Source organism: Megasphaera sp. NM10, assembly GCF_000417505.1.
Taxonomy (GTDB): Bacteria; Bacillota; Negativicutes; order Veillonellales; family Megasphaeraceae; genus Megasphaera; species Megasphaera intestinihominis.
Map to the genome: position 1 here is coordinate 22,231 of NZ_APHY01000008.1, position 6,581 is coordinate 28,811.

7 protein-coding genes are annotated in these 6,581 nt (G+C 50.6%); 4 read left to right on the forward strand and 3 right to left on the reverse strand.

All coding sequences use genetic code 11. The features are described 5' to 3' along the window. Positions 1-16 precede the first annotated feature (16 nt). The gene (locus NM10_RS01820; protein WP_020309918.1) at positions 17-1,501 is read left to right on the forward strand and encodes a putative sulfate exporter family transporter; all 1,485 of its coding nucleotides are present in this window, start codon (positions 17-19) and stop codon (positions 1,499-1,501) included. Positions 1,502-1,527: 26 nt separating this feature from the next. Continuing rightward, positions 1,528-1,749 carry a hypothetical protein gene (locus tag NM10_RS01825; RefSeq protein ID WP_020309919.1) on the forward strand — a complete coding sequence of 74 codons (222 nt, stop codon included), beginning with the start codon at positions 1,528-1,530 and terminating at the stop codon, positions 1,747-1,749. An 832-nt stretch (positions 1,750-2,581) separates the two neighbouring features. Here NM10_RS01825 and NM10_RS01830 read toward each other — a convergent pair. Next, a complete protein-coding gene (locus NM10_RS01830) occupies positions 2,582-3,205 on the reverse strand; it encodes a hypothetical protein (RefSeq protein WP_020309920.1) in 624 nt (207 codons plus the stop codon). A 380-nt stretch (positions 3,206-3,585) separates the two neighbouring features. On the opposite strand from NM10_RS01830, the gene NM10_RS01840 reads away from it, so the two are divergent. After that, positions 3,586-4,539: a lactate/malate family dehydrogenase gene (locus tag NM10_RS01840; RefSeq protein ID WP_020309922.1), complete on the forward strand. Its 954-nt coding sequence runs from the start codon at positions 3,586-3,588 to the stop codon at positions 4,537-4,539. A gap of 117 nt (positions 4,540-4,656) precedes the next feature. On the opposite strand, the gene NM10_RS01845 is transcribed toward NM10_RS01840, so the two are convergent. Beyond that, entirely contained in the window at positions 4,657-5,304 is a 648-nt protein-coding gene (locus NM10_RS01845) for a class I SAM-dependent methyltransferase (RefSeq protein ID WP_020309923.1), read from the reverse strand. Positions 5,305-5,447: 143 nt separating this feature from the next. On the opposite strand from NM10_RS01845, the gene NM10_RS01850 reads away from it, so the two are divergent. After that, a complete protein-coding gene (locus tag NM10_RS01850) occupies positions 5,448-6,371 on the forward strand; it encodes an AAA family ATPase (protein ID WP_020309924.1) in 924 nt (307 codons plus the stop codon). A gap of 31 nt (positions 6,372-6,402) precedes the next feature. On the opposite strand, the gene NM10_RS15215 is transcribed toward NM10_RS01850, so the two are convergent. Continuing rightward, the coding region (locus NM10_RS15215; protein WP_020309925.1) for an integrase core domain-containing protein at positions 6,403-6,581 on the reverse strand (179 nt) is incomplete at its 5' end.

Here is a 6,581-nt window from a genome sequence, read left to right on the forward strand (position 1 = left end):
TAAAAGGGGTGTCCGTATGAGTAACGAAGTATCTGCACAGGCCGTCAACCGGTCGGGCCTGTTGCGAAGCGAAGACTGGTGGGCCGTATGGCTCGGATTATTTATCGTCGTCCTCGGTGCCGGACAGATCTGGCACATCGATTTGCTCGGCTGGGCTGCTAAGTTCGGTGTCTGGATCGACCCGTCCAAGGCGGTCGGGCCGGGGTCGAAAGGGTTTGCCTGGCTCGGCAGTATCGGGTCGTTAGTGGCGACGTATGTATTTACCCTGGTCGTAACGTCTATCGGTGCGTATTTCATGGGGACGAAGGTCAAGAAATTCGTCGCCGGTTATACCGTGATTTACTGGATCACCATGGCGGCGACGGTCATCGGCAATTATGCTTATCTGGCAGCGACGCCGAATAAGCGGGAAGCTTTTAACATCGGCTGGTCCTTGAGTCTTGGCGAATTGGGCTTTGTCATTGCCCTGCTGGCCGGGCTGGTCATCGGTAATTTTTTCCCGAAAGTGACGCGTTTCTTATCTGATGCTGCCAAACCGGAATGGTACATCAAGACGGGCATCGTCATTTTGGGCATGAATATCGGCATCCAGGCCATCAGTGCCCTGGGGCTGGCCGGTACGGTCATCGTCCGCGGCATGTGCGCCGTCGTCGAAGCCTACCTGATTTACTGGCCTATCGTCTATTTCGTGGCCCGGAAATTCTTTAAATTCACGCCGGAATGGGCAGCTCCCATGGCGTCGGGCATTTCCATCTGTGGTGTCGCCGCAGCGATTGCTACGGGCAGTGCCATCAAGGCGCGCCAGATCATCCCGACTATCCTGGCATCGGTCATCATCGTCTTCGTTGCCGTAGAATTGCTCATCCTGCCCTTTGCAGCTGCTTATTTCCTGCCCAGTGAACCGATGGTCGCCGGGTCCTGGCTGGGCCTGGTCGTCAAGAGTGATGGCGGTGCCGTCGCATCCGGGGCAATCGCAGATACGCTCATCCGCAACAGTGCGCTCCAGCAATTCGGCGTCAATTACCAGGAAGGCTGGATCCTCATGGCTGCGACGACGTCCAAGGTCTTCATCGACGTTTTCATCGGCGTCTGGTCCTTCATCTTGGCTATCGTCTGGTCCATTTACCATCTCAATGACCCGCGGGCAGCCGTCGCATCCGGGGCTGGCAAGGTTTCCAAACGGGAAATCTGGGAACGCTTCCCGAAATTCATCATCGGTTTCGTCCTGGCCCTGGTCGTCATTTTTGCAGCTGGCTGGCTGCAGCCGGGCATCGTCGACGCTGCGAAAGCCGGCGCCGGACAGGCTAACCTCCTGCGGGCCGTCTTCTTTGGCCTCTGCTTCTTCTCTATCGGCCTGGTAACGAATGTACGCAAGCTCTGGAAATCCGGCCTGGGCCGTGTCATCGGCGTCTATGCCGTAGCCCTCGTCGGCTTCATCATCTGGGTCGGCCTGTTCATTTCTTACATCTTCTATCACGGCATTGTTCCGCCGACATTATAACTTCATCATAGAAAGGATTAATTGCTATGGCATCGCGAATCACTTCTGCCGCATCGACGGCTGACGAATATTACTACAACCAAACCGTAACCCCGACAGACGCTGCGACCCATACGGGACAGCTCGAACGGGATGCAGACGAATATTTCCCCTTGCAGCCCATCGAAAAAAAACTCTGTGCCTATTCCCTGGGATTGGGCCTGGGACTGATGGCCTTGTTCATCGTCATCTTTGAAGTCTTCGGCTGAGGCTTATTATGGAAAAGGGCTGTCGCACGAAGGTTTCTGCCATCATGCGAAGCCCCTTTCTCTTTAAAGTTTGTAGTACGAAGCTTGTAGTTTGTAGAAAATAGCTTTAAATTTAAAACCATTCACTAAAAACTAAAAACTGCAAACTTAATACTCAAAAAGAGGCTATCTTAATGCGACAGCCTCTTTTTGCTTTCCTCGGATTCAGATGTGGCTATGCGTGATAAACTCATGAAATAAACGAAGCGCGCTGGTCGCAGGTAGCAGACTGCAAAAATAGCCCCAATCGGGGCATTCATAGGGGCCGACCTTTAACCTCTCAGACCGCCTTTGGCGGCCAGCTCCCCTATAAAGGGAGCCTTGTGGCCCGTTGCGAGATTTCATCACAGCCCATCTGAGTATAATGGCAGGCTTTTACGAGCCACGAGCATCTGTCATGGCACCGGCTATTCACACAAGTCGCGGCGGTACGCCCTTTGGGACGTCCCCTACGGAATCGCAATCAGGCGATAGAAATGAACGAAGGTCCCAGACGGGGCATTTTTTACGAGCCGAGGGTCACTCGAGGCGATGTCGTTATTCTGAATATGTTGCCGCAAGGCGGCATTTGACTCTGAGGCGGCCTGCGAACTGCGGTCTGCGACCGGCGGGCCGTCGGCCCCAAAATTCGATGAACGACTTTACGCCCGGCCGTCAGGCCTCTATCAAAGTTAAAAGGACTAGCGCATGAAGGTTTCGACCATATCATGTGCTAGTCCTTTTTTTGAGGAGATAATCAGATTTTACCGCGTCTTATATCCCTGATATTTGTCTTTTAATTTCGTATTGTCTTTCAATACTTGGGCGATGGTTTTTCCTTGTTCGAGTTCTGTTTCGGCTTTGGTGGCTTTATCGGACAGGTAGGATGCGTCTTTTTGCCTAAGAGAAGGGTCTTGTCGTCGTTCCAGAATTCGCCTTTGTTTTCGTTACGGCCCTGGATCAGGAAGAGGCTGTCGCCATTTTTGTTGGCTGCGGCGAGGTCGATGCCGTGTTTTTTCTGGTAAGCTGCAATGCCGGCGCAGAGGGCAGCGTCATCGGTGCGCGTCCGGTTGATGACCAAGACTTCTTTCGTGTCTTTGAATTCGGTGCAGAAGTTGAAATCCCCCTGGGAATCCATAGCCGTGAAGCTGGGGCCGTGGCCTTTGTATTTCGGTACCAGGATTTTTGCCAGTGTTTCGGCTTTACCGACGCCCTGGGTCTGGGGATGGAGGTCGTAATCGTACTGATTGAGGTAACGGCCATTGGCGTCTACTTTGTTGGTCATGGCCAGGACATCTTTGACGCCAGGGACTTTGAAATAGGAAACGGCTGCGCGGATGGCGTCTAATTTATCAGCTGGGATCCCCATCATGAGGACGGACTTCATCTGTGTCGGCGGGACGGCGAATTGCAGATGATCGAGCTGCCAGACTTCCAACTGTTCGCCTACGTCGAGGATGGATGTCGTATTGTCGAAATCGAAGACGGCATAGGGATGATTGTTTTTATCGTAGTTCGGCGAATCTTTGCCGTAAGCCGCGATGAAGTCGTTGATTCCCTGGCGGACCGTAGCGTCCCAGCGGGGGCTTTGGACGGCTTGGGCTTGTCATGATTCCTGGCCTCCTGTACCGTAGTTGACATTTTTACATACTGCATTATAGGCCCGGATTTTTTTGGATTTGTATAAAGTATGAAATAAATAGGTAAAATTGAGAGCCTAGGGATTGTTGTAATTACAACGGACAAAGAGGGTGTTTTTTTGATATAATATATAAATAGACTTTTTCTATATGCTATAGTGAACAGGAGGCGTTTTGTATGGCTTTTAAGAAACGTGTGGTAGGGGTCATCGGCTTAGGTCATGTCGGGGCTCATGTAGCTTTTAATTTAGGGGTCCTCGGGATTGCCGATGAAGTCAAGTTATGCGACGTGAAGTCGGAAAAACTGGTCAGTGAACGGCAGGATATGATGGATGCCGTCATGTTCATGCCTCATCGTGTCAATTACACGATTGCCAGCTATGAAGAATTGGCAGACTGCGACGTCATCGTCAATGCTATCGGCGACATTACGCTCTGCGCATCGGGGAACCGCGACGATGAAATGCATTTCACTGTGCCTCAGGTCGCTGATTATATCCCCAAGGTCATGGCCGGCGGCTTCCAGGGCATCATCATCAATATCACCAACCCTTGTGACGTCATTACGGACCTCATCGCTAAGAAGAGCGGCCTTCCGAAAGGTCATGTTTTCGGTACCGGCACGGGGCTGGACAGCGCGCGCCTGGTCAGTGCCATTTCCCAGCAGACCGGCTTGGATCATCATTCCTTCTCAGCCTACATGATGGGGGAACACGGCAATTCCCAGATCGTCCCCTGGTCGCTCATCAAGTTCGGCGGTAAATCCCTGGCAGAACTGGAACAGAATCCGGCCTATGTCTTCGATAAGGCCCGCGTCCAGGATGAAACCATCCATGCCGGCTGGGTCACCTATTCTGGCAAGCACTGCACGGAGTACGGCATCAGTATGACGGCAGCTACCATGGTCCGGGCCGTCCTGCGGGATGAACGGAAAATCATGGCAGCCAGCGCGCCTTTAGATGGTGAATACGGCGAAACGGGCATCTTCTGCGGTGTCCCGTCGGTCATCGGCGCCAATGGCATCGAAGAAGTCATCGAATATAACCTGCCGGAACAGGAAATGAAGGACTTCAAAGCCTGCTGCGCTACGATTCGCGCCAACATCGCTAAAGCCGAAGAATTTTGGAAATAAAGTTTGTAGTACGGAGTTTGTAGTTTGTAGAAGAGGGCTTTAAATTTGAAAATATTTGCTACAAACTGCAAACTTAATACTCAAAAAGAGGCTGTCTTAACGCGACAGCCTCTTTTTTTACCGCCCTTCGACGCAGATCCAGCGGTGGTCTTTTTCGATGTGGACCTGGACGGAGGAGAAGCCGGCATCATGGAAAATGGTTTCAAAGGTTTCCGGCGTCGGGTTATAGAGGTGGTAGCGTTCGATGTTTTCCCGGACGTCAGCGCTGAGGCCGTCGTGGCCGTAGATTTCGGCGATGAGCAGGAACGTGCCGCCTGGTTTCAGGACGCGATGGATTTCCTTCAGGTTTTCCGGCGGATTGGGCCAGAAATAGAAACTTTCGACGGTCGTGATTTTGTCAAAGGTTTGGTCGGTAAAGGGCAGGGCTTCGACAGAACCTTCGCAGACTGTCATTTTTCCGGCAGCTATATCGTCAGCATTCGTCTGGCGTGAGGTCTGGACCGACGTCGCTGAATAGTCCACGCCAGTCAGATGGCCCGTCGTGATGTGGGCGCTCATGCGATGGAGATTGGCTCCGCCGCCGCAGCCGATGTCCAGGACCGTTTCATCGCCGCGCCAATGGAAATGGGACAGGCCCCATGCCGTAAGGGCGGCATGGCTCTCATTCATGCGCGCCAGCATCTGCTGCCCCGCTTCCCCGGTCGGTCTGGCCGGATTGCCGGCCGTCGTAATGGCTTTTTGCCGTTCTTTTTCTGTATTGGTCATGATGATAACTCCTTTCGTAATCCTATCATCAAAATCATACCACGATGTCACAGTCAGAGAAAGGGTCGGCGGGCCAGAATTGGAAAATGTGCAGAATTTTGTTAGAATATAAGAAATGATGGCGCGGAATGGAGGCGAATGTGATGAATGACCGTATGCCTGTAGGAATAGATGATTTTCAGAAAGTTCGCGAAGGCTATTATTTCGTCGACAAGACGGATTTTATTAAGGACCTGATTGATAGTCATGGTGAAGTTACCTTATTGATACGGCCACGGCGTTTCGGGAAAACCTTGACAATGAGTATGCTGGACTGGTTCTTTTCAGCTGAAAAAGAAAAGGAAAGCCGGGAGCTCTTCCAAGGATTGCATATTGCTTCAGATGGTGCTGGATATATGAAGCATCGCGGCCAGTATCCTGTCATTTTTTTGACGCTGAAAGGCGTACAGAATGATACTTGGCAATCTTTATATGATTCCTTTTGTTTATTGATGCAGTCAGAATATGAACGGCATGACTATCTACTGAAGGGCAGCTTATTGAAACCGTCTGAACAGGCGTATTATAGACGCATCCTTGATTTGACCGGAAGTGAAGCAGATTATCAGGTCAGCTTGTTATACTTATCCCACTATTTACGCCGCTATTATGACAGAAAAACCATTATCCTGATTGATGAATATGATGCACCGATTCAATGTGCTTACGATCACGGTTTTTATGATAAAGCGATTTCTTATTTCCGGATTTGGTTCAACAACGCTTTAAAAAGCAATGCATCCCTGGCTTTTGCTGTTTTGACAGGGGTATTACGAATTGCTAAAGAAAGTATTTTCAGCGGCCTCAATAATTTAAAAGTATGTTCTGTTATGACTCGGATGTATGCTGATGTCATGGGATTTACCCCATATGAAATAAAGAAAATGGCGCAGGACCTGGCGATGGAAGGGGCTTTATCAGATATCCAGGCTTGGTACGATGGCTATCATTTTGGGGATCAGGATATTTATAATCCATGGTCGGTCATCAATTTTTATAATGGGCCCCTTGTCAAGACCACGTTCTAAAATTTTAAGAGTGGCAGTAAGCAGAATTATTCTAAGCAGCGAAGCAAGCAAAGTAAAACTCGTTGGGAACCTTGTAGCCTAATGCCTCGTGGGGCCGTATGTTGTTGTAATCATCTACGTATTGGTTAATCAGACGTCGAAGCTCTCTTGGGGTGCGATATTCGTTCGGATAGAGCTGCTCCGTTTTGAGGCTACGGAACCAACGTTCGA